Source organism: Corynebacterium sp. HMSC073D01 (assembly GCF_001815555.1).
In the GTDB taxonomy this organism is placed as follows: Bacteria; Actinomycetota; Actinomycetes; order Mycobacteriales; family Mycobacteriaceae; genus Corynebacterium; species Corynebacterium glucuronolyticum.
Window position 1 is genome coordinate 1 of the sequence record NZ_KV821042.1, and the last position, 599, is coordinate 599.

At 59.6% G+C, this 599-nt stretch carries 1 protein-coding gene; it reads right to left on the bottom strand.

The genetic code is table 11. The features are described from left to right. The coding region (locus HMPREF3044_RS13110) for an HNH endonuclease signature motif containing protein (protein ID WP_168167238.1) at positions 1-599 on the bottom strand (599 nt) is incomplete at both ends.

The following is a 599-nucleotide window of genomic DNA, read 5'->3' on the forward strand; positions in this document are numbered from 1 at the left end:
GGGCACAGCATCGTCAGGTTCGAGGTTGTGGTTTTCCCACCGTGTTTAAAAGCCACCACATGGTGCGGCTGGCAATAATCTGCACCGACCCCGCACCCATCGGCCACACACACCGGGTTAATAAGCCGGAGCACCTGACGCTGATACGCATCAGCAAACCGGGCATCCGGATCCTCTGGATCCAGGCGGAACAACCCCAGGTCTTCACCGGTGATGTGGTTGACAGTCAGGGCTAAACCGAAGGCGGTGATTTGGACTTGGGTGAAGTCTTTGACTTGCATCACCGACCCGTCGGTAAGCGATAAGACGGCGTGTGCGCGTTCTGCGGGGGTCACCCCCAACACGTCGGGGTTAAGCGGCACGATGACAGCGGGGGTAACGGTTGCGACTTTGCCGGTGGCATTGCCCAGAATCAACTGGCAGATGGCGTCTGCCAGGTCGAGGTGTTCCTTTTCGGCGTAGGCTTTGGCGGCGTTTATAGCCTGGGTGACCAGGTGGCTGGAGGTGCGTACGCACAGGTCCTTCATGGTGGAGTTTTTCACCCGCCTCGTCGACACCGCCTTCTTCGGGTTCTCCACCCCCGTGCCATTGATCGCGGC